We start from the raw sequence: 21,652 nt of genomic DNA, 5'->3' as shown, positions 1-21,652 counted from the left end.
GGGGTGGCCATTCGTGTAATAGGAGTCCGGCGGTGTCCTACTCTCCCACAAGGTCCCCCTTGCAGTACCATCGGCGCAGAGAGTCTTAGCTTCCGGGTTCGGAATGTGACCGGGCGTTTCCCTCTCGCTATGGCCGCCGAAACACTAGAGATGTAACTATCTAGAAGTTTCAAACAGACACAACGCCCAARCCCGCTCAKATGAGCAGGGTRTGGGTGTTGATGCATGTTTGGTTCTCGACCGTACATCGAGAACCACATAGTGGACGCAAGCGCATGTGCTTTTTTGCAAGTTTTTGGGTGTTATCAAGTTATCGACTTATTAGTACAGGTCAGCTCCGTAGGTCTTTAGTCCCTACTTCCACATCCTGCCTATCAACCCAGTAGTCTAGCTGGGAGTCTCTCACCATAAATGGTATGGAAATCTCATCTCGAGAACGGCTTCCCGCTTAGATGCTTTCAGCGGTTATCCAGTCCGAACGTAGCTAATCAGCGGTGCTCCTGGCGGAACAACTGACACACCAGAGGTTCGTCCAACCCGGTCCTCTCGTACTAGGGTCAGATTCTCTCAAATTTCCTGCGCGCGCAGAGGATAGGGACCGAACTGTCTCACGACGTTCTAAACCCAGCTCGCGTACCGCTTTAATGGGCGAACAGCCCAACCCTTGGGACCTACTCCAGCCCCAGGATGCGACGAGCCGACATCGAGGTGCCAAACCATGCCGTCGATATGGACTCTTGGGCAAGATCAGCCTGTTATCCCCGAGGTACCTTTTATCCGTTGAGCGACAGCGCTTCCACAAGCCACTGCCGGATCACTAGTCCCGACTTTCGTCCCTGCTCGACTTGTCAGTCTCACAGTCAAGCTCCCTTGTGCACTTACACTCGACACCTGATTACCAACCAGGTTGAGGGAACCTTTGGGCGCCTCCGTTACTTTTTGGGAGGCAACCGCCCCAGTTAAACTACCCATCAGGCACTGTCCCAGAACCCGATTAGGGTTCGTAGTTAGATATCCAGAGTGACCAGAGTGGTATTTCAACAATGACTCCACCTGAACTAGCGTCCAAGCTTCACAGTCTCCCACCTATCCTACACAAGCCACACCGAACACCAATACCAAACTGTAGTAAAGGTCACGGGGTCTTTCCGTCCTTCTGCGCGTAACGAGCATCTTTACTCGTAGTGCAATTTCGCCGAGTTCGCGGTTGAGACAGCTGGGAAGTCGTTACGCCATTCGTGCAGGTCGGAACTTACCCGACAAGGAATTTCGCTACCTTAGGATGGTTATAGTTACCACCGCCGTTTACTGGGGCTTAAATTCTCAGCTTCGCCTTGCGGCTAACCGTTCCTCTTAACCTTCCAGCACCGGGCAGGCGTCAGTCCGTATACATCGTCTTGCGACTTGGCACGGACCTGTGTTTTTAGTAAACAGTCGCTTCCCACTGGTCTCTGCGGCCCTATCCCGCTCCCGGAGTAAATCCGTTCACAGGTCAGGCCCCCCTTCTCCCGAAGTTACGGGGGCATTTTGCCGAGTTCCTTAACCACGATTCTCTCGATCTCCTTAGTATTCTCTACCTGAACACCTGAGTCGGTTTGGGGTACGGGTGACTAAAACCTCGCGTCGATGCTTTTCTTGGCAGCATAGGATCACTGATTTCGTCCGTGAGGACTACCCATCGGGTCTCAGGCTATATAGAAGACGGATTTGCCTATCTTCTGCCCTACATCCTTAGACCGGGTCAACCATCGCCCGGCTCAGCTACCTTCCTGCGTCACACCTGTTAATACGCTAAACGCACCAGCATAGGGTCGTACGCTAGGCCCCAACCGTCACCCCGAAGGGATCAGTGATGGGGATTCAGATACTTAGCATTACTGGATTGTCTTGGGCGGTTTTTCGTCAGTACGGGAATATCAACCCGTTGTCCATCGACTACGCCTGTCGGCCTCGCCTTAGGTCCCGACTTACCCAGGGCGGATTAACCTGGCCCTGGAACCCTTGTTCTTTCGGAGGACGGGTTTCTCACCCGTCTTTCGCTACTCATGCCTGCATTCTCACTCGTGTGGCCTCCACGGCTGGTTTACACCGCCGCTTCGCTGGCCACACGACGCTCTCCTACCCATCCATACGCCTGGACCCACAAGTGGGCCGGGCAAAAATATAAATGCCACAACTTCGGTGGCGTGCTTGAGCCCCGTTACATTGTCGGCGCGGAATCACTTGACCAGTGAGCTATTACGCACTCTTTCAAGGGTGGCTGCTTCTAAGCCAACCTCCTGGTTGTCTGTGCAACTCCACATCCTTTCCCACTTAGCACGCGCTTTGGGACCTTAGTTGGTGGTCTGGGTTGTTTCCCTCTCGACGATGAAGCTTATCCCCCACCGTCTCACTGCTGCGCTCTCACTTACCGGCATTCGGAGTTTGGCTAACGTCAGTAACCTTTTGGGGCCCATCGGCTATCCAGTAGCTCTACCTCCGGCAAGAAACACGCAACGCTGCACCTAAATGCATTTCGGAGAGAACCAGCTATCACGAAGTTTGATTGGCCTTTCACCCCTATCCACAGCTCATCCCCTCCATTTTCAACTGAAGTGGGTTCGGTCCTCCACGACGTCTTACCGTCGCTTCAACCTGGCCATGGATAGATCACTTCGCTTCGGGTCTAGAACCAGCGACTAAAACGCCCTATTAAGACTCGCTTTCGCTACGCATTCCCCTCACGGGTTAAGCTCGCCACTGATCACTAACTCGCAGGCTCATTCTTCAAAAGGCACGCTGTCACCCCAACAAGGAGGCTCCAACGGTTTGTAAGCAAACGGTTTCAGGTACTATTTCACTCCCCTCCCGGGGTACTTTTCACCTTTCCCTCACGGTACTTGTTCACTATCGGTCATCTGGGAGTATTTAGGCTTATCAGGTGGTCCTGACAGATTCACACGGGATTTCTCGGGCCCCGTGATACTTGGGATACTCTTCGAGCCATAACTTCATTTCGACTACCGGGCTGGCACCGTCTATGGCTGGGCTTTCAATCCCATTCGTCTATAAAGCGCTGTAACTCTCACTGTTCGGCAGAAGCAGCAGAAAAGTCCCACAACCCCGACCATGCAACGCCTGCCGGCTATCACACATGATCGGTTTAGCCTCTTCCGGGTTCGCTCGCCACTACTAACGGAATCACTATTGTTTTCTCTTCCTGAGGGTACTGAGATGTTTCACTTCCCCCCGTTCCCTCTACCCGCCCTATATATTCAGGCGGGAGTCACCAGGTCACCCAAAGGGCCTGGCGGGGTTTCCCCATTCGGAAATCCTCGGATCAGAGCTCTATTATCAGCTCCCCGAGGCTTATCGCAGATTTATACGTCCTTCTTCGGCTCCAGATGCCAAGGCATTCACCGTTTGCTCTTAAAAACTTGACAAACAAAATTGCAAAAAGACCAATGCTTACCACCCACAGACAAGTCCGTAGGTGATGTCATTGATACACATAACACAACACGCACCACGTCAGACAGAACCAAAGGTCCTGACCTATTTGATACGAGCGTGTAGATGCTCGCGTCCACTGTGTAGTTCTCAAAGTACGGGCGGTATCCTCCCCCACCCACACAACCCGCAAAAGCAGGCATCTCATGTGGATGAGACCAGGATCCAGAAGGCAGTCCAACCAACCCGAAGATCAGCAGGCCCGGTCCTTCAGGACCCAACAGCGTGCATAAAACATACTTCACACCACAACCCCTGTTCCGAACCCCCGAAAGGGCTGTACTAACAAGCTGTGCAGCTTTTCTGTTTCCTAAGTCAATGTTCCACCCATGAGCGCCACCGCAGAACGTGTGTCTACGAAATGGCTACGAGGTCAMATAGCGCTGTATACAGACGCATCCTCGAGTGCTCCTTAGAAAGGAGGTGATCCAGCCGCACCTTCCGGTACGGCTACCTTGTTACGACTTAGTCCTAATCACCGATCCCACCTTAGACAGCTCCCTCCCACAAGGGGTTAGGCCACTGGCGTTGGGTGTTACCGACTTTCATGACTTGACGGGCGGTGTGTACAAGGCCCGGGAACGTATTCACCGCAGCGTTGCTGATCTGCGATTACTAGCGACTCCGACTTCATGAGGTCGAGTTGCAGACCTCAATCCGAACTGAGACCGGCTTTTTGGGATTCGCTCCACCTTACGGTATTGCAGCCCTTTGTACCGGCCATTGTAGCATGCGTGAAGCCCAAGACATAAGGGGCATGATGATTTGACGTCATCCCCACCTTCCTCCGAGTTGACCCCGGCAGTCTCCTATGAGTTCCCACCATAACGTGCTGGCAACATAGAACGAGGGTTGCGCTCGTTGCGGGACTTAACCCAACATCTCACGACACGAGCTGACGACAACCATGCACCACCTGTTTACGAGTGTCCAAAGAGTTGACCATTTCTGGCCCGTTCTCGTATATGTCAAGCCTTGGTAAGGTTCTTCGCGTTGCATCGAATTAATCCGCATGCTCCGCCGCTTGTGCGGGCCCCCGTCAATTCCTTTGAGTTTTAGCCTTGCGGCCGTACTCCCCAGGCGGGGAACTTAATGCGTTAGCTGCGACACGGAGACCGTGGAATGGCCCCCACATCTAGTTCCCAACGTTTACGGCATGGACTACCAGGGTATCTAATCCTGTTCGCTCCCCATGCTTTCGCTCCTCAGCGTCAGTTACGGCCCAGAGATCTGCCTTCGCCATCGGTGTTCCTCCTGATATCTGCGCATTCCACCGCTACACCAGGAATTCCAATCTCCCCTACCGCACTCTAGTCTGCCCGTACCCACTGCAGGCTGGAGGTTGAGCCTCCAGTTTTCACAGCAGACGCGACAAACCGCCTACGAGCTCTTTACGCCCAATAATTCCGGACAACGCTTGCACCCTACGTATTACCGCGGCTGCTGGCACGTAGTTAGCCGGTGCTTTTTCTGCAGGTACCGTCACTTTCGCTTCTTCCCTACTAAAAGAGGTTTACAACCCGAAGGCCGTCGTCCCTCACGCGGCGTTGCTGCATCAGGCTTTCGCCCATTGTGCAATATTCCCCACTGCTGCCTCCCGTAGGAGTCTGGGCCGTGTCTCAGTCCCAGTGTGGCCGGTCACCCTCTCAGGCCGGCTACCCGTCGTAGGCTTGGTGAGCCATTACCTCACCAACTACCTGATAGGCCGCGAGTCCATCCTTGACCAAAATTCTTTCCACAACCAGACCATGCGGCCAGCTGAAATATCCGGTATTAGACACCGTTTCCAGTGCTTATCCCAGAGTCAAGGGCAGGTTACTCACGTGTTACTCACCCGTTCGCCACTAATCCACCCAGCAAGCTGGGCTTCATCGTTCGACTTGCATGTGTTAAGCACGCCGCCAGCGTTCGTCCTGAGCCAGGATCAAACTCTCCGTAAATGTTTACGCACAACCACGACACCGGAATAGGTAGACGCGATTGCAAGTTTGAAACTGACAGAACAAATCATTACTGACTTGCTTTGTATGTTTAATCTATTTCCAAAGGAATCCCAAACAATCACCAAACGATGACTGCCCGGGGTTTTTGGCATTTGACTTAGTGCACGCTGTTGAGTTCTCAAAGATCGGACGCACCCGAACATCCACCACACCAACCGGCGNCCCAAACAATCACCAAACGATGACTGCCCGGGGTTTTTGGCATTTGACTTAGTGCACGCTGTTGAGTTCTCAAAGATCGGACGCACCCGAACATCCACCACACCAACCGGCGTAGCCTCAACTCGGGGCAACTTCTCAAACCTAGACCCAAGTTTCGTTTCTGTCAAATCGTGTTTTGCGCTAGTTCGGATGAATCCGGGCGCTCAACACGACTTCCAACAGAACGTTCCTGGGAAGAGGCGTTATACATCCTAAAGCAGTCCTACAGAACACTTCTAGAGCGAATCTGATTCAGCTTAGGATTTGGTCCCGCTTGAGGCCGGAAGCTCTTCGGCTTTCCGAACCTGTGGGGTGACAAGAGAAGACATTACGGGCAGTTTCTGCGGCCGTCAAAACCGGCGTGCAGCCCGGGCGTGTCGCCGCGGAATCCCGCGGATCGTCACTCGACGAAGACTCCAGCGAGCGTCTTCTTGCCCCGTCGCAGAACGGCGACACCCGCAGGCAGAACCGATCCGTCGATCGTGGCCGACTCGTCGACCACCACCGCGTTGTTCACATAGACCCCGCCCTGGGCGATCGCACGCCGCGCTTCGCTCGCGCTCTTGGTCAGACCGGTGTCGACCAAGAGTTGCGTGATCAGGGCGTCGGGCGCACACGTGGTGTTCGGCAACTCGCGGAGTGCGGACACCAGCGTGACGTCATCGAGATCGGCCAGATCTCCTTGGCCGAACAAGGCCTGAGCCGCCGCTATCGCCGAATCGGTCGCTTCGACTCCGTGCACGAGCGAAGTCACCTCGTAGGCGAGTGTCTTCTGTGCGTCACGACGGAACGGTTCCGATTCGACGAGCCCGGCGAGCCGCTCGATCTCTGTGCGGGGAAGGAAAGTGAAGATCTTCAGCCGGGCGATGACGTCGGCATCGAGGGTGTTGAGCCAGAACTGGTAGAAGGCGTATGGACTCGTGAGCTCGGGATCCAGCCACACGGCGTTGCCCTCGCTCTTGCCGAACTTGGTGCCGTCCGAGTTCGTGATGAGGGGGGTGCCGATGGCGTGGGCACTGCCCTGCGCTGCCCGGTGGATGAGGTCGGTTCCGCTCGTGAGATTGCCCCATTGATCGCTTCCCCCGGTCTGGAGGACGCAGTCGAAGGACCGGTACAACTCCAGGAAGTCCATCCCCTGCAGAATCTGGTAGCTGAACTCCGTGTAGCTGATGCCCGCGTCGGAGTTGAGTCGCGCGCTCACCGCGTCTTTCTTGAGCATCGTGCCGACTCTGTAGTACTTGCCCACATCGCGGAGGAAGTCGATGGCCGAAAGAGGTTGCGTCCATTCGAGGTTGTTGACCATGCGGGCCGCGTTGTCACCTTCGAAGCTGAGGAACTTCTCGATTTGACCCCGAAGGTAGTCGACCCATTCGGCGACGGTGTCCTTGGTGTTCAGGGTGCGCTCGGCAGTCGGACGAGGGTCTCCGATGAGACCGGTCGATCCTCCGACCAGACCGAGGGGTCGGTGGCCTGCGAGCTGGAGCCGACGCAGAAGGAGGATCTGCACCAGATTTCCCAGGTGCAGACTCGGAGCGGTCGGATCGAATCCGCAGTAGTAGGTGATCGGAGGACCGGCGAGGATCTTCTTCAGAGCGTCGCGATCAGTGGAGACGTGAACGAGACCACGCCACTCGATCTCATCCCAGACATCGTCGAACGAGGAATCATTGTGCTGGCTCGAGAGAACTTCATTCGGGTTGGTCGACACCTGACCCACAGTATCAGCGGAGCCATCCGGCCCGATGAGGAGAAAACAGGGCTGAGGTCTTGATACCCGGGTAATCAGGTCAGTAGGCTTGATCTGCAGCACATCAAGGCTGAGGGCTTGACCCAGGAGGACCCTATGATCGTCATCACCGCAGACCAGGTCGACAGCCGACATTCGGCCGATCTCGTATCGCAGACGGCTGTCCAGCTCGGGAACACCTTCGGCGAGGGACTCGCTCTTCCCGTCGACAGGAACGCCGGCGACGAGATACAAGCTCTCGTCGTCGACGCCGATGCGGCGGTCGGTATCGTCCTCGACCTGACCCGGACCGGAAGCTGGAGCGTCGGCTTGGGAGTAGGTAGCGTCGAACAGCCGTTGGGAACGAGCACCCGTGAGGCTCGGGGTCCTGCCTTCATCGCCGCACGAGCCGCCGTCGAGTCTGCCAAGAAATCCCCCCATCGATTCGCTTGTCGATCGGAGCGCCCCGTGAACATCGGCGATGCGGCCGATCTCGAGGCTCTGATGCTGCTGCTCCTCTCGATCCGCGAACGCCGAACGAAGCAAGGCTGGCAGGTCTACGACCTCCTGGCACAGGGACGGACCCAACGTGAGGCCGCCGGTCACCTGGGAATCACACCGCAGGCCGTGAGTGATCGGATGTCGGTGGGCCAGGTCAGAATCGACCTCGAGGCACATGCGCCCCTCGGCCGACTGCTGTCTCGACTCGACTCGACAGATGAATCGCCGAAAGGACGGGCCTGATGGTCATCACCCCTCTGATCGTGTTGCTGAGCGTCGGCGTCGCGGCGAGTTCCATCGCGTTGATCCTCGACATCCGTGGCCAGAGTCCTGACACGAAAGCATCGAGAAGAACACGGTCCGGCCGCGCCGTCCTGTACTCCACGACCATCGTCGCGTCCTGCACGCTCCTCGGCGCACTGGCTTTCTCCGGTCTCACACCGAGCGACGAGATCGATCAGACACCTCTCGGCCGCGTGACCGTGACGATCCTCACCCTCATTCTGGCCACAGTCGGCGGAGGTCCGTTCGCCGTGCTCGCACTGCGCCTTGCGACACGGGGCGCCAGTCGCGCCGGAGTTCATGGCGGCATTCTCATCACGACGAACGGCCAGCCGAGCACTCCGGAACCCCTACCCCAGTCCCCCGCGACCGCCGGTCTCCTTCGACGCCTTCTCGGCAACCGACGCGCCGATCCAGAGCCGACCGAGCGTGCTCCGACCGAACCGGCGGTGGGCGCCTCGACGGTCGAGGTGCTCCGGGGAGGAACGACCATCGGGGTTCTCGAACGTCTCGCTATCGCGGGAGCCATCATCGCCGGCTTCCCCGAGGCCATCGCTGTCGTCATCGCCATCAAGGGCGTCGGCCGGTTCAGCGAGCTGGCGGCATCCGAAGCCAAGGAGCGGTTCATCATCGGAACACTCGCGAGTTTCGTCTGGGCCTGCGCCTGTGCACTCGTTCTGCGGTGAGCAGACACTCGTGACCGCGAGAAGCGCGATCCTCTAGCTGCGCTTGCGCGGCACACTCGCACGATACGGCGACACCGTCGGATCGCCGTCGATGAAGTACCGCCACGGGTACGCTGCCAGCCCGCCTGGTCCGCTGACCCCCGTGCGCATACTGCTCGCTATCTCGAACACCGCGTCGGTGAGTTCGAGGGAGTAACCATCGCCGAGCACATCCGCTCCCCCGTCCGACAGGGGAATACCCATCGCCTTCGTCAGTCTCGCCGGCCCACGAGCGAGGTCACGCAGAGCGACGTTCTCGCCCCGATGGGCACGCGCGAGATCGAGCCCCTCCACGATCTCGCCGGCGCGGAGAAGAACGGCTGATGCCTGGCCTTCGGGGGAACACACGATGTTGGCGCAGACGTGCATGCCATAGGTGAAGTACGTGTACAGATGCAGGGGCGGCCCGAACATCACAGCATTCCGTGCCGTCATCCCCCGGTAGCTGTGCGATCCAGGATCTTCACCCACACCGAGATACGCCTCGACCTCGGTGATGCGCAGCGTGATATCGCCCGACTCGGAGTGCCGAGTGAGCCGAGCTCCCAACAACTCGGGAGCGACGTCGACACTCGTCCTGTCGAAGAAACCCGAACTGTTCGAGGCCGGGGTGAGCATCGATCTAGAACAGGCCTTTGCCGGATACGACCGACACGACCACGACGAAGACGAGAACGGCCACGGCGATGCCGACGACGATCCACGTCGTGCGCTTCGACATGGGCGGCCGGGAGCGCTTCTTCTTGTTGTCCTCGTTGCGCAGAGTCACAGGGTTCCGATCTCCGGTGCCGCGGCGGCTTGCAGAGAGCGGACGCTCTCCGTGAGTGCAGCCAACTGCTCTCGTACGCGATCGGGTGCGGTGCCACCGCGACCATCGCGACTCGAGACCGAGCCTTCGATCGTGAGAACCGAACGCACAGCCGGCACCAGGTGCGGCGACAGCGAGGCGTACTGCTCGTCGCTGAGCTCGTCGAGTTCGAGATCGTTCTCTTCGGCGAATCGCACCAGCGCACCGGTGATCTCGTGGGCATCGCGGAAGGACACGTGCTGCTTGACCAGCCACTCCGCGACGTCGGTGGCCAGCGAGAAACCTTGCGGCGCCAATTCCGCCATCCGGTCGGTGTGGAAGGTCATCGTCGCGACCATGCCCGTGAACGCCGGCAGGAGAACCTCGAGAGTGGTGATGGAGTCGAAGACCGGTTCCTTGTCTTCCTGGAGGTCTCGGTTGTATGCGAGGGGAAGACCCTTGAGCGTGGTGAGAAGCCCGGTGAGGTTGCCGATCAATCGGCCCGATTTTCCGCGAGCAAGTTCCGCTATGTCGGGATTCTTCTTCTGCGGCATGATCGACGAGCCCGTCGAGTATGAATCCGACAGCGTGACGAACCCGAATTCCTTCGTGTTCCAGAGAATGATCTCCTCGGCGAAACGCGAGAGATCGATTCCGAGCTGCGCAGCGATGAAGGCGAACTCGGCCACCACGTCACGACTCGCCGTTCCGTCGATCGAGTTCCAGGAACTCCTGTCGAAGCCCAGTTCGACGGCCACGGCCTGAGCGTCGAGACCGAGCGTGTTGCCGGCCAAGGCTCCAGAGCCGTACGGCGACCAGTTGGCTCGGCGATCCCAGTCGACGAAGCGCTCCAGGTCGCGCACCAATGGCCAGCAATGGGCCAGCAGGTGGTGCGACAGCAGCACCGGCTGCGCGTGCTGCAGGTGAGTTCGGCCAGGCAGAATCGCACCGAAGTGCCTGTCGGCCTGGGCGGCGATGGCATCGATCAGATCGGTCACGAGGTGCCGGATGCGCGAAGCATGGTCTCGAAGCAACATGCGCACGAGCGTGGCGATCTGGTCGTTGCGGCTGCGGCCCGCGCGGAGCTTGCCTCCGAGCTCGACGCCGGCCCGGTCGATAAGTCCGCGTTCCAGCGCGGAATGCACGTCTTCGTCCGATGCGAGTGGGCGGAACGTGCCGTCTGTCACATCGGCATCGAGCACGTCGAGGGCGTCGATCATGCCCGCCAGCTCATCGGCCGTCAGGTATCCGCCCTCGGCCAAGGCTCGTGCGTGGGCGCGGGAACCCGCGATGTCGTACGCCGCGAGCTGCCAGTCGAAATGGGTCGACCTGCTCAGCTCGACGAGCTCCGGTGCGGGGCCACCCGCAAAGCGGCCACCCCAGAGGGCTCCCGCCTCGCCGGCACGGTTCGATACGGTGTCGTCGCTCATCTGTCTCAGATTCCCTTCGCGGGCGATTGCTGGCGGAGAAGCCAGACGAGGAGTGCCTTCTGCGCGTGAAGCCGGTTCTCGGCCTCGTCCCAGATGACGCTCTGCGGGCCGTCGATGACATCGGCACTGACCTCATACCCGCGATCCGCCGGAAGGCAGTGCAGGAACAAGGCGTTCTCGTTCGCCTGATCGAGAAGGGCCTGGTCGACCTGGTATCCGCCGAAGATGGCCACTCGCTCGGCCTTCTCATCTTCTTTGCCCATCGAGACCCACGTGTCGGTCACCACGATGTCCGCCCCGCGGACCGCCTGAGCCGGATCGACATGCACCGCCACCGACCCACCCGTCTCTGCGGCGCGCGCCTCCGCATCAGAGAAGACCGCCGGGCTCGGAGCGAATTCCGCCGGCGCACCGATGCGCACGTGCATTCCCGCCGTCGCGCACGCGAGGAGGTACGACTGCGCCATATTGCTGGCTCCGTCTCCGAGGAACGCGACGGTCTGACCGGCGAGCACGCCGCGGTGCTCACGGATGGTCAGCAGATCCGCCAGCAACTGGCAGGGATGGAATTCATCGGACAACGCGTTCACGACGGGAACCGTCGTTCCCTTCGCCATCTCCTCGAGTCCGGTCTGAGCGTAGGTGCGCCACACGATGGCTGCGACCTGGCGTTCCAGCACTCGGGCGGTGTCGGACGCGGTCTCCTTGCCCCCCAGTTGGCTCGAGGCCATGCTGATGATGAGGGGGCTACCGCCCAGATCTGCGATTCCGACGGCGAACGAGACCCGCGTGCGCGTCGACGACTTGTCGAAGATCACGGCGACCGTCTGCGGACCGGCCAACGGCTGCACCTGGAATCGGTCTCGCTTGAGCTCCAATGCCAGGTCGAGAATCTCGGCCTGCTCGGCAGGTGAGAGGTCGTCGTCGCGCAGGAAATGTCTGGTCACGGGAGAGCTTTCGATAAGTGTCGGAAAGGGAAAGACTAGCGGTCGCGGCGGGGCTCTTCAGTCGAAGGGCACGGCGTCGAGCGCCGCTCGGAATCGCTCGGCGAAGAGACGTACCTCGTCGTCACCCACGATGAGCGGCGGAGCGATGCGGATACTCGAGTCGTTCGCCGCGTTCACGATGAGGCCCGCGTCGAGCGCTGCGGCCGACACAGCCGGCGCGACCGGGCTGGTCAGACCTACTCCGATCAGGAGACCGCGACCGCGGACCTCGGCCACGTGCGGAGAACCGATGTCCCGGATCGTGCGCGCGATCTCTTCTCCGCGAACGGCGGCGTTCTGGATGAGCCCGGCCGACTCGATCTCGGCGAGCACCGCGTTGGCCGTCGCCGTCGCGAGCGGGTTTCCGCCGAACGTCGAGCCGTGCATTCCGCGTTGAAAGAGCTCGGATGCCCATCCGAAGGTCACGAGGGCTCCGATCGGGAAGCCCCCACCCATGCCCTTGGCCATCGTCACGGCGTCGGGACGGATTCCGAACTGCTCGTAAGCGAACCAGGACCCCGTGCGACCGGCGCCCGTCTGGATCTCATCGAGGATCAGCAGCACGTCGTGCTCGGCGGTCAACTCTCTAGCGCGAACGAGCAACCCTTCCGGCAGCTCGATGACGCCGGCCTCGCCCTTGATCGGCTCGAGGATGAGTGCGGAGACCGAGCCGTCGATGGACCGCTCGAGGGCCTCGATCGTCGAGTCGATGTGCTCCACACCGGAGGGCATGGGTTCGAACGCGTCGCGCAGGGCAGGCTTTCCGGTCAGGGCGAGTGCGCCCATCGTGCGCCCGTGGAACGAGTCGTGCACAGCGAGAATGCGGTGACGGCTACCCGTCTTGTTGAGCCGAGCAAGCTTGAAGGCGGCCTCGTTCGCCTCGGCGCCGGAGTTTCCGAAGTACACTCGGCCCTCGTCGCCGGCGCCCGTGATTCTCTTCAGCCGCTCGGCGAGCTCGAGCTGCGGAGCGGTGGTGAAGTAGTTCGACACGTGCGCGAGGGCCGCCGCTTGACGCGAGACCGCGTCGACGAATGCCGGATGCGCGTGGCCGAGCGAGTTCACGGCGATGCCGGCGAGGAAATCCAGATACTGCTTGCCGGATTCGTCCCAGACGTAGCAGCCCTCTCCTCGAGTAAGCAGGGCGAAAGGCGAACCCATCGATTTCATCAGCGAGTCGCCGAAGCGATCCGACCATGCTGTCTCGGTGTTCACAGTGCCTCCCGGCTGACCTCGGTGCCGATGCCGCTCTGGGTGAAGACCTCGAGCAGGATCGAGTGGGGCGTACGTCCGTCGATGATCGCGGCCTTCGCCACTCCCCCATCGACGGCTTCGAGACAGGCGGCCATCTTAGGAATCATTCCGGACTCCAGCCTGGGCAGGAGTTCGCGCAGCGATTCTGCGTCGATGCTGCTCACGAGAGAATCCCGGTTGGGCCAATCGCTGTAGAGTCCTGCCACGTCGGTGAGGATGACCAGCTTGACCGCCCCGAGAGCCACGGCCAGCGCGGCGGCGGCGGCATCGGCGTTGACGTTCAATGACTGGCCGGGATTGTCGATGTCTGGAGCGATCGATGAGACGACCGGAATGTACCCGGCCTCGAGCCGCTGTCGGATACCGTCAGGATCGACCGCGACGATGTCACCCACCTGGCCGATGTCGACCTGCTCGCCGTCGACCTCGATGGTGCGTTTGCGACCGGAGAAGAGGCCGGCGTCGTCTCCGGAAAAAGCAACGGCGAGGGGGCCGTGTTCGTTGATGTGCCCGACGATCTCTCGACTGATCTGGCCCGCGAGAACCATGCGCACGACGTTCATCGCCTCGGGGCTCGTCACGCGGTAGCCGCCACGGAATTCGCTCTGGATGCCGAGGCGATCGAGCATCGCCGAGATCTGCGGTCCGCCTCCGTGCACCACGACGGGGCGGATACCCGCGTAACGCAGGAACACCATGTCTTCGGCGAACGACTTCTGCAGGGCTTCGTCGACCATGGCGTTGCCGCCGAACTTGATGACCATGATCTGGCCGTGGAATCTCTTGAGCCAGGACAAGGACTCGATCAGAGTCGAGACTTTGTCGCCGGCGGAGGCGATCGGGTTGGGCATGTCTGTCATCAGGTGGCGTATGCGCTGTTCTCGTGGACGTAATCGTGGGTGAGGTCGTTCGTGAGGATCGTCGCACTCGATGCACCGACCTTCAGATCGATGAGCACGTGCACGGCACGCGGAGTGAGATCGACCGAGTCGCTCGGCTGATCCGGCTGGCCGGACGAGCACACCCGCACGCCGTTGATCGTCACATCGATGTCGAATGGATCGAATTGCGCCTGGGTCGTGCCGACGGCCGCGAGCACCCGCCCCCAGTTGGGGTCGTTGCCGAAGACCGCGGCTTTGAACAGATTGCTCCGCGACACAGCGCGTCCTACGTCGACCGCCTCGTCCTCGGTGGCCGCGCGGATCGTCTCGATCGTGATGTCGTGGCTCGCACCCTCGGCGTCGCCCTGCAACTGCTGGGCGAGATCGGCGCAGATCGCCGTGACGGCCGCCTCGAATTCAGCAGGATCGGGCACGGTTCCGGAAGCGCCCGACGCCATGATCGTCACCTGATCGTTCGTCGACATGCACCCGTCGGAGTCGAGTCGGTCGAAGGTGACTCTCGTCGCAGCGCGGAGAGCGGCGTCGAGCTGGGGGCTCGACACGTCGGCATCGGTCGTGATGACGACGAGCATCGTCGCGAGCCCCGGTGCCAGCATGCCGGCGCCCTTCGCCATGGCGCCGATGACCCAACCCGAAGGCGAGTTCACGACGGCCTGCTTCGGATGCGAGTCGGTCGTCATGATCGCGCGGGCAGCATCGATTCCACCGTCTGCGGTCAGAGCCGGAGCGGCGATATCCACGCCGGCGAGCAGACGGTCGCGGAAGCTCTGGTCCCCCGTGCCGATGAGGCCCGTCGAGCAGACGAGCACGTCCCCCGACGAGACTCCCAGACGAGCACCGACCTGTTCCGCCGTCTGATGCGTGGTCTGGAATCCGAACGCGCCGGTGTAGCAGTTCGCGCCGCCCGAATTGAGCACGATCGCCTCGATCGATCCGTCGAGGATCGCCTGACGCGACCAGATGATGGGGTTGGCGGTGCAGCGGTTGCTCGTGAACACGGCGGCGGCCGATCGGCGCGGGCCGAGGTTCTGAACCAGGGCGAGATCGAGCGCACCCGATTCCTTGAGGCCCGCAGCGATCCCTGACGCGACGAATCCTTGTGCTGCGGTGACACTCACGGTGCGACTCCATTCACCGGCAGGCCGGTCGTTTCGCCCAGACCGAGGGCGATGTTGGCCGATTGGATGGCGGCACCGGCTGTTCCCTTGACGAGATTGTCGAGGGCGGTCACGGTGACCACCCTGCCCGCGGCCTCATCGACAGCGAGCCCGACGAGAGCGACATTCGCGCCGGTAACGTCGCCGGTGCGCGGAAAACGCCCCTCGGGAAGAAGATGGACGAAGGGCTCGTCCGCGTACGCGAGCTCCCATGCACTCCGCACGTCGGACGCCGTCACTCCGGGAGCCAGTCGAGCTGTCGAGGTGGCGAGAATGCCTCGCGACATGGGAACGAGCACGGGAGTGAACGACACCGAGATGCGAGCGCCGGATGCTCCGCGGAGGTTCTGGACGATCTCCGGCACGTGACGGTGGCGCCCGCCGACGCCGTAAGCGCTGGCCGAGCCCATGATCTCGGATGCCAGCAGATCTGTGCGCAGAGCTTTGCCCGCGCCCGAGGGACCCACCGCGAGAACGGCCACGATGTCGTCTCCCTCGATCACGTGCGCGGCAAGCCCGGGTGCCAGCCCCAACGAGATCGCTGTGACATTGCAGCCGGGAACGGCGATGCGCTTCACGCCGACGAGCGCATCGCGCTGCCTCGACCCGTCGTGCCTGATCAGCTCGGGGAGGCCGTAGGGCCAGGAGCCGTAGAACTCGCCACCGTAGAAGTCGGCCCAGTCGGCCTCGTCGACGAGTCGGTGATCGGCCCCGCAGTCGACGACGAGAGTCGACGGGTCGAGACGCTCTGTCAGCTCGCCGGACTTGCCGTGCGGCAGTCCGAGAAAGACCACGTCGTGGCCATCCAGATTCTCGGCGGTCGTGTCCACCAGCTCAAGGTGCGCGAGCGAACGCAGATGCGGATGCACGTCGATCAGTCGCTGGCCTGCATTGGCGTGAGCCGTGACCGTGGTCACCTCGAAGTCGGGATGGTCGGCAAGAAGACGGAGCACCTCGCCCCCGGCGTACCCGCTCGCACCGGCAACAGCAACCGAATAAGTCATGCCTTAAATCTAGTCGCTCCGCTCACTCGCGCAGTGACGCCCCGAACTGCGCGGCGGCGACCGCGAGGCCCGCGAGTTTGGCATCGGACGCCTCGCTGGCGGTGAGCGTGCGGTCGGTGGCGCGGAATCGGAGCGCGAACGTCAGCGACTTCTGACCCTCGTCGACACCGGAGCCCCGGTAGTCGTCGACGAGCCTGATGTCTTCCAGGAGGGCGCCGGCACCGCGGACGACCGCATCCGAGACCTCGGCCGCGGGTGTATCCCGAGGCACGACCAGCGACAGATCCTGCGTCGCTGCGGGGTATCCGAAGATCGGCTGAACCGCGATCTCACGAGGCGACAGCTCGATCAGTGCATCGAGGTCGAGCTCGGCCACGGCGACGATGCGCGGCAGGTGGGCATCCTCGGCGATGCGGGGCAACACCTCCCCCGCCACACCGACGACCGTGTCGCCTGCAGCCGTGGTCGCCACGAGCGAGGCCGTACGACCGGGATGCAGGGCTGGATGGGCGCCTTGCACGGGGCGGATCTGGACTCCGAGCGCGAGACCGAGCTGGCGTACGGAATCGAGAGCATCGGCGAGGCCCACAGCGCGCGCGTCGAGTCCGGGCTGCTTCTCCCAGGCCTGGCCGGCGAAGACGACGGCGACGTGTCGTGGTTGTGCGGGCAGACCGGCATCGAGACCGGCGAGTACATCGTCGCCGGGGCGGGCGCCGCCGAGGGGCAGCTCCGCCTGGCCGTAGTCGACGCCCGGCTCAGGCAGGAACACCAGACCAGCCTCGAAGAGGGCGAGGTCGTTGAGCCCGCGCGACAGGTTGCGGCGCACGATGTCGAGCAGTCCAGGAAGAAGCGAAGTGCGCAGGTACGGCGATTCGGCATCGAGCGGGTTGGCGACTCGAACCGCGGTGACCGCATCGCCCTTCAGCGATCCGAACAGCTTGACCGAGGCATCCGACACGAAGGGATAGGCCATCACTTCGACGAGGCCGCTCGACGCGAGCGTCTGCGAGGCCTGCCTACGCAGAGTCTGCTCGCGGGTGAGGCCCCTGCCCGGAGGCGCCACGGGGAGCACACTCGGGATGCGCTCGTAGCCCACGATGCGGGCCACTTCCTCGGCGAGCGCTGACTTGTGCGTGATGTCTGAACGCCACGTCGGCGGGGTCACGCGGAGACCGCCGTCGATCTCGACGATGTCGCCACCGATCTCGGCCAGCGCCGATCTGATCTCATCGGCCGTGAAGTCGGCGCCGATGAGCCCCGAGATGTACCCGTCGGGCAGTTCTACGGGTGTCGGCTGCGCGTGTTGCGTGTATGACGACCCCAGTTGATCCGCCGTTCCGCCGGCCAGATCGACGAGCAGCTGCACGACGCGCGCCGCGGCCACACCGGCGACCGCAGGATCGACACCCCGCTCGAATCGGCGCGACGCCTCGCTCGGCAGCTTGTGCCGACGAGCTGTGCGGGCGATCGATACGGGGTCGAAGTTCGCGGCCTCGACCAGGACGGCGCGCGAGGAATCGCCGATCTCGGTCGAAGCGCCGCCCATGACACCGGCGAGGCCGATGACACCGGACTCGTCAGCGATCACGAGATCTTCTGTGTCGAGGAGTCGCGTCTGGTCGTCGAGGGTCACGAGCTTCTCGCCCGCGCGGGCGCGACGAACACGGATGCCGCCGGTCACCTTGTCGAAGTCGTACGCGTGAATCGGCTGGCCGAGCTCGAGCATCACGTAGTTGGTGATGTCGACGACCAGCGAGATCGAGCGGATGCCGGCAAGACTCAGCCTGGTCGCCATCCACGGCGGGGTCGGCTTCGTCGGGTCGACGCCGTTCACCAGTCGGGTCACGAAGACGGTCGCGCCGACCCGCCCACGAATGGGGGCGTCGTCGTCGATGACGACCTCGAAACCCGATGCCTCGGCGGCCGAGGATGCCAGGGCCGGATCGCGGAAGGCGGCACCGGTGGCATGCGCGTACTCGCGCGCGATTCCGCGAATCGAGAACGCGTATCCGCGGTCGGGCGTGACGTTGACCTCGACGGCCTGATCGTCGAGGCCCAGCAGCGAGAGCGCGTCTGTGCCGACGACCGGATCGAGCCCGAGGGTGGCCAGTCTGAGGATGCCGTCGTGCTCGTCGCCGAGACCCAACTCACGAGACGACGCGATCATGCCGTCGGAGACGTGCCCGTATGTCTTGCGTGCCGCGATCGCGAAGCCTCCCGGAAGCACGGCTCCGGGCAGCGTCACGACGACCTTGTCGCCCGGCGCGAAGTTGTGGGCGCCGCAGACGATGCCGCGCACGTCCCCACCGCCATCCAGAGCCGTCTCGCCATCGGGAGCGACGCGCACGCTGCACCAGCGGATCGTCTTGCCGTTCGACTGCGGCTCCTCGACGAAGTCGAGCACCTCGCCGACCACGATGGGGCCGGAGAGGTCGAAATCGTGAGAGCCCTCTTCTTCGAGCCCGACCTTGACGAGCGCCGCGTGAACATCGGCGACCGTGGAACCTGGTGCGACGTCGACGTATTCCGCCAACCATCCGAGTGGGATACGCATGGACTAGACCACCATTCCGAACTGCTGACTGAAGCGGATATCGCCCTCGACCATGTCGCGCATGTCATTGAGGTCGTTGCGGAACTGAAGGGTGCGCTCGATGCCCATACCGAAGGCGAAGCCCTGATACTCCTCGGGATCGATGCCCGCCGAGAGCAGCACGTTGGGGTTGACCATTCCGCACCCGCCCCATTCGACCCAGCGCGCGCCGCCCTTGGCATTCGGCTGCCAGACGTCCATCTCTGCGCTCGGCTCGGTGAACGGGAAGTAGTTGGGCCGCAGTCGGATCTCGGCACCCTCACCGAACATCGCGCGGGCGAAGTGCTCGAGCGTGCCGCGCAGGTGCGCCATCGTCAGTCCCTTGTCGATCGCGATGCCCTCGACCTGCATGAACACCGGGGTGTGCGTGGCATCGAGTTCATCGGTGCGGTAGACCCGGCCCGGTGCGATCACGTAGACGGGAAGTTCGCGCGACAGGAGCGAACGGATCTGCACGGGCGACGTGTGTGTGCGCAGCAGGAGGTGCGACTCGACGGGTTCGACGAAGAACGTGTCCTGCATGGCCCGCGCGGGGTGATCCGGAGCGAAATTGAGCGCGTCGAAGTTGAACCACTCGCTCTCGAGCTCGGGGCCCTCGGCGACCTCCCACCCCATACCCACGAAGATGTCGGCGATGCGCTCCTGCAGAAGCGACAGTGGATGCCGGGCGCCCACGCGCGTGTAGCTCGGCAGAGCGGTCACGTCGACGAACTCGCTCTCGAGACGGGCTTCCTCCTCGCGTGCGACGATCTGCGCCTCGCGTTCGGCGAGGGCCTGAGCGACACGGGCACGGGCCTGCCCCATGAGCTTGCCGGCCGCGGCCTTCTGCTCCTTGGGTACGTCTCGGAGCGTGGCGTTGAGGCGCGACAGCACAGACGCCTCCCCCACGTGAGCGCTGCGGGCGGCCTTGAGGGCGGTCGAGTCGTCGGAGGCTGCGATGGCAGCCAGGGCGGCGTCAACGGCCGCGGCGACGGATTCGTCGGAAATCACAATGGGGTCAGACACGGTTCCCAAGTTTAGCGACCGAACGCGCGCTACTCCGTCGTGCGGTCCTCGGGGTTCGTGCTCGCCATGCCCACCGCGGAGATCGACGCGGTCGGTGTGATCTGGTCTTTGGGCGACATCGTGCCCGGGCTCCGTCTGCGAGCGAGACGACGGGCGACGGCGCTCAGCGAGAGGTTGACCGCGAGGTAGATCACGAGGGTCACGAGGAAGAGCGAGAAGAGATAGCGATTGCCGACGCTGCTGCCCAGGTTGTTCATCGTGGTGCGGATGAGCTCGTTGTATCCGACGATGTAGCCGAGACTCGTGTCCTTGAGCAGAACGACGAGCTGCGCGATGATGACCGGCAGCATCTGTCGGAACGCCTGGGGGAACTCGATGAAGACTTTCGACTGGAAGCGTGTGAGGCCGAGGCTGAGGCCCGCCTCTCGCTGCCCGCGGGGCAAGGCGGCGAGGCCGGCCCGCAGGGACTCGCCGATGATCGCGCCGTTGTAGACGCCGAGCGCCAGCACCACGGCCCAGAACGCGCCGGTCGACGCGACGAGCAGGATGAAGAGCATCATCAGCAGCACGGGCATGCCGCGGAAGAACTCGAGCACGATCGTGGTCGGGATTCGGACGATGGCCAGCGACGACGTGCGCAGCATGGCGAAGAGCACCCCGATGACGAGGGCCATCACGGCAGCGACGGCTGCGGCCTGGAGGGTCGCGAGGAGCCCCTGCCCGATGCGGACCCACAGTTCGGCCAGCACGAAGATGTCCCAGCGCGACTCGTCGAAGTAGCCCGGGAGCGTGATGCCGGACGAGTCACGAGGCTGAGCGAGGGTGTAGATGATCCAGGCGAGGCCCGCCGCGATCAGGAGGACCACGATCACCGAGGCGATCCGCGACCGTCGACGGGTGCGGGGTCCAGGGGTGTCGAACAGAACAGAGGCGCTCATCGCTGTACCGCCAGCTTCTTCTCGAGGTGCGCGGAGAGGATTCCGAGCGGGATGGTGACGGCGAGGTAGAACGCCGCGACGGCGAGCAGAATGGCGATCACGGCGTTGCCGTTCGCATTCGTGAGTTCTTTGGCCGCGGAGAAGAGCTCGAAGACGAAGAATCCGCCGGCGACCGACGTGTTCTTCGTGAGTGCGATCATCACGTTGATCAGGGGCGGGATCACCATGCGGAACGCCTGCGGGAAGATGATCAATGTGGTCGACTGCATGAAGCCGAGGCCCAGGCTACGTGCCGCTTCGGCCTGGCCGACGGCGACGCCGTTGATACCCGATCGCAGTGCCTCGGCCACGAAGGGAGAGGTGTAGAGGGTGAGTCCGATGAACGCCGCCCATTCATAAGGGAGGCGTGAGCCCAGCTGGGGCAGCACGAACGCGCAGAAGAACAGCACCAGAGTCAGGGGCGTATTGCGCAGCAGCTCGGTGTAGACGTTCGCGAAGGCACTCAGCGACGGCACCGGCGAGATCCTCATCGCGGCGATCACGGTGCCGATGATCAGTGCGCAGGCTCCGGAGAGCACGAGCAGCCACAGGGTCATCCCGAAGGCTTCGATGAACCGCGGCAGGTTCTCGATGACGGCGTTCACATGGGCTCATCTCGTGCGGAGGGACGGT

15 protein-coding genes and 3 rRNA genes are annotated in these 21,652 nt (G+C 62.2%); 2 read left to right on the top strand and 16 right to left on the bottom strand.

Features of this window, described 5'->3' with window-relative positions; all coding sequences use genetic code 11:
• Positions 1–24 precede the first annotated feature (24 nt).
• The 4 genes from rrf to tyrS all read right to left on the bottom strand — a co-directional run bounded on the left by rrf (position 25) and on the right by tyrS (position 7,401).
• A 5S ribosomal RNA gene (gene rrf, locus ASF79_RS06015) occupies positions 25–141 on the bottom strand.
• A gap of 160 nt (positions 142–301) precedes the next feature.
• A 23S ribosomal RNA gene (locus tag ASF79_RS06010) occupies positions 302–3,422 on the bottom strand.
• A gap of 483 nt (positions 3,423–3,905) precedes the next feature.
• A 16S ribosomal RNA gene (locus tag ASF79_RS06005) occupies positions 3,906–5,429 on the bottom strand.
• The 16S, 23S and 5S rRNA genes sit together here, the layout of an rRNA operon.
• Before the next feature lie 664 nt (positions 5,430–6,093).
• Entirely contained in the window at positions 6,094–7,401 is a 1,308-nt protein-coding gene (gene tyrS, locus ASF79_RS06000; protein ID WP_235500653.1) for a tyrosine--tRNA ligase, read from the bottom strand.
• Between the two features lie 135 nt (positions 7,402–7,536).
• On the opposite strand from tyrS, the gene ASF79_RS05995 reads away from it, so the two are divergent.
• Positions 7,537–8,163: a hypothetical protein gene (locus tag ASF79_RS05995; RefSeq protein WP_055852865.1), complete on the top strand. Its 627-nt coding sequence runs from the start codon at positions 7,537–7,539 to the stop codon at positions 8,161–8,163.
• Positions 8,163–8,888 carry a hypothetical protein gene (locus tag ASF79_RS17670; RefSeq protein ID WP_055852862.1) on the top strand — a complete coding sequence of 242 codons (726 nt, stop codon included), beginning with the start codon at positions 8,163–8,165 and terminating at the stop codon, positions 8,886–8,888. Before ASF79_RS05995 ends, ASF79_RS17670 begins: the two co-directional genes overlap by 1 nt.
• A 33-nt stretch (positions 8,889–8,921) precedes the next feature.
• Here ASF79_RS17670 and ASF79_RS05985 read toward each other — a convergent pair whose 3' ends face one another.
• Genes ASF79_RS05985 through ASF79_RS05935 form a run of 12 tightly spaced genes read right to left on the bottom strand, consistent with a single transcriptional unit; the run spans position 8,922 to position 21,624 of the window.
• Positions 8,922–9,545 (bottom strand): DNA-3-methyladenine glycosylase, encoded by a 624-nt coding sequence (locus tag ASF79_RS05985; protein ID WP_055852858.1) that lies wholly within the window; start codon positions 9,543–9,545, stop codon positions 8,922–8,924.
• 4 nt (positions 9,546–9,549) lie between these two features.
• Positions 9,550–9,696 carry a hypothetical protein gene (locus tag ASF79_RS17295; RefSeq protein WP_156351574.1) on the bottom strand — a complete coding sequence of 49 codons (147 nt, stop codon included), beginning with the start codon at positions 9,694–9,696 and terminating at the stop codon, positions 9,550–9,552.
• On the bottom strand, positions 9,693–11,144 hold the full coding sequence (argH, locus tag ASF79_RS05980) for an argininosuccinate lyase (protein WP_055852854.1): 1,452 nt from the start codon (positions 11,142–11,144) through the stop codon (positions 9,693–9,695). The genes ASF79_RS17295 and argH overlap by 4 nt, the downstream gene beginning before the upstream one ends.
• Before the next feature lie 5 nt (positions 11,145–11,149).
• On the bottom strand, positions 11,150–12,091 hold the full coding sequence (gene argF / locus ASF79_RS05975; RefSeq protein ID WP_055774245.1) for an ornithine carbamoyltransferase: 942 nt from the start codon (positions 12,089–12,091) through the stop codon (positions 11,150–11,152).
• Between the two features lie 57 nt (positions 12,092–12,148).
• On the bottom strand, positions 12,149–13,342 hold the full coding sequence (locus tag ASF79_RS05970) for an acetylornithine transaminase (RefSeq protein ID WP_082495703.1): 1,194 nt from the start codon (positions 13,340–13,342) through the stop codon (positions 12,149–12,151).
• Positions 13,339–14,241 carry an acetylglutamate kinase gene (gene argB / locus ASF79_RS05965; RefSeq protein WP_055852850.1) on the bottom strand — a complete coding sequence of 301 codons (903 nt, stop codon included), beginning with the start codon at positions 14,239–14,241 and terminating at the stop codon, positions 13,339–13,341. The genes ASF79_RS05970 and argB overlap by 4 nt, the downstream gene beginning before the upstream one ends.
• Complete coding sequence (gene argJ, locus ASF79_RS05960; RefSeq protein WP_055852847.1) at positions 14,241–15,401, bottom strand: bifunctional glutamate N-acetyltransferase/amino-acid acetyltransferase ArgJ; 1,161 nt, start codon at positions 15,399–15,401, stop codon at positions 14,241–14,243. The genes argB and argJ overlap by 1 nt, the downstream gene beginning before the upstream one ends.
• Positions 15,398–16,444 (bottom strand): N-acetyl-gamma-glutamyl-phosphate reductase, encoded by a 1,047-nt coding sequence (gene argC / locus ASF79_RS05955; RefSeq protein ID WP_055852842.1) that lies wholly within the window; start codon positions 16,442–16,444, stop codon positions 15,398–15,400. Before argC ends, argJ begins: the two co-directional genes overlap by 4 nt.
• Before the next feature lie 22 nt (positions 16,445–16,466).
• A complete protein-coding gene (gene pheT / locus ASF79_RS05950) occupies positions 16,467–18,998 on the bottom strand; it encodes a phenylalanine--tRNA ligase subunit beta (protein ID WP_055852839.1) in 2,532 nt (843 codons plus the stop codon).
• 3 nt (positions 18,999–19,001) lie between these two features.
• Positions 19,002–20,042, bottom strand: coding sequence for a phenylalanine--tRNA ligase subunit alpha (pheS, locus tag ASF79_RS05945; RefSeq protein WP_055853206.1), 1,041 nt, complete (start codon positions 20,040–20,042; stop codon positions 19,002–19,004).
• 29 nt (positions 20,043–20,071) lie between these two features.
• The gene (locus tag ASF79_RS05940; protein ID WP_082495702.1) at positions 20,072–20,980 is read right to left on the bottom strand and encodes an amino acid ABC transporter permease; all 909 of its coding nucleotides are present in this window, start codon (positions 20,978–20,980) and stop codon (positions 20,072–20,074) included.
• Positions 20,977–21,624 (bottom strand): amino acid ABC transporter permease, encoded by a 648-nt coding sequence (locus ASF79_RS05935; RefSeq protein WP_055774260.1) that lies wholly within the window; start codon positions 21,622–21,624, stop codon positions 20,977–20,979. The genes ASF79_RS05940 and ASF79_RS05935 overlap by 4 nt, the downstream gene beginning before the upstream one ends.
• Positions 21,625–21,652 lie beyond the last annotated feature (28 nt).

Source organism: Agreia sp. Leaf335 (genome assembly GCF_001423605.1).
Taxonomy (GTDB): Bacteria; Actinomycetota; Actinomycetes; order Actinomycetales; family Microbacteriaceae; genus Agreia.
Note: the sequence above shows the minus strand (reverse complement) of the source record. Positions and strands in the feature narration are given on the sequence as shown.